The sequence below is a fragment of the Mycobacterium sp. UM_Kg27 genome, assembly GCF_000972905.1.
Classification (GTDB): Bacteria; Actinomycetota; Actinomycetes; order Mycobacteriales; family Mycobacteriaceae; genus Mycobacterium.
In genome coordinates, this window is the sequence record NZ_JRMM01000299.1 from 1 (window position 1) to 777 (window position 777).

1 protein-coding gene is annotated in these 777 nt (G+C 58.4%); it reads right to left on the reverse strand.

What is annotated here, in order from left to right:
- The gene (locus LI94_RS21350) at nt 1-756 is read right to left on the reverse strand and encodes a YebC/PmpR family DNA-binding transcriptional regulator (protein WP_024444049.1); all 756 of its coding nucleotides are present in this window, start codon (nt 754-756) and stop codon (nt 1-3) included.
- Nucleotides 757-777 lie beyond the last annotated feature (21 nt).

The following is a 777-nucleotide window of genomic DNA, read 5'->3' on the forward strand; positions in this document are numbered from 1 at the left end:
CTATTCGGTTTCGAGGGCTGCGAGGACCTCGTCGGACAGGTCGACGTTGGTCCACACGTTCTGCACGTCGTCACTATCCTCGAGCGCCTCGACGAGCTTGAACACCTTGCGCGCACCCTCGACATCAACCGGCACGCTCACCGACGGCTGAAAACTCGCCTCAGCCGAGTCGTAGTCGATCCCGGCCTCCACCAACGCAGTCCGCACCGCCACCAGATCCCCCGGCTCCGAAATCACCTCAAAGCCCTCCCCCACATCATTGACATCCTCAGCACCGGCATCCAACACCGCCGCCAACACGTCATCCTCGGTCAAGGAGTTCTTGTCCAAAGTGATCAAGCCCTTACGGCTGAACAGGTAGGCAACCGAACCAGGATCCGCCATCTGACCCCCATTGCGCGTCATCGCCACCCGCACCTCACTAGCAGCCCGATTACGGTTATCGGTCAAACACTCGATGAGCACCGCCACACCGTTAGGCCCGTACCCCTCATAGGTGATCGTCTGATAATCCGCCCCACCAGCTTCCTCACCAGCACCACGCTTACGCGCCCGCTCAATATTGTCATTGGGCACCGAGTTCTTCTTCGCCTTCTGAATGGCGTCATACAACGTCGGATTACCCGACGGATCCCCACCACCCACCCGCGCCGCAACCTCAATATTCTTGATCAACCGAGCAAAATTCTTGCCACGACGAGCGTCAATGACAGCCTTCTTATGCTTCGTGGTAGCCCACTTGGAATGGCCACTCATCGATTGCCCTACCTCACTGTT

Bases quoted from the DNA above. Each gene is read 5' to 3' on its own strand.
- LI94_RS21350 (WP_024444049.1), bottom strand. From the start codon at position 756: ATGAGTGGCCATTCCAAGTGGGCTACCACGAAGCATAAGAAGGCTGTC.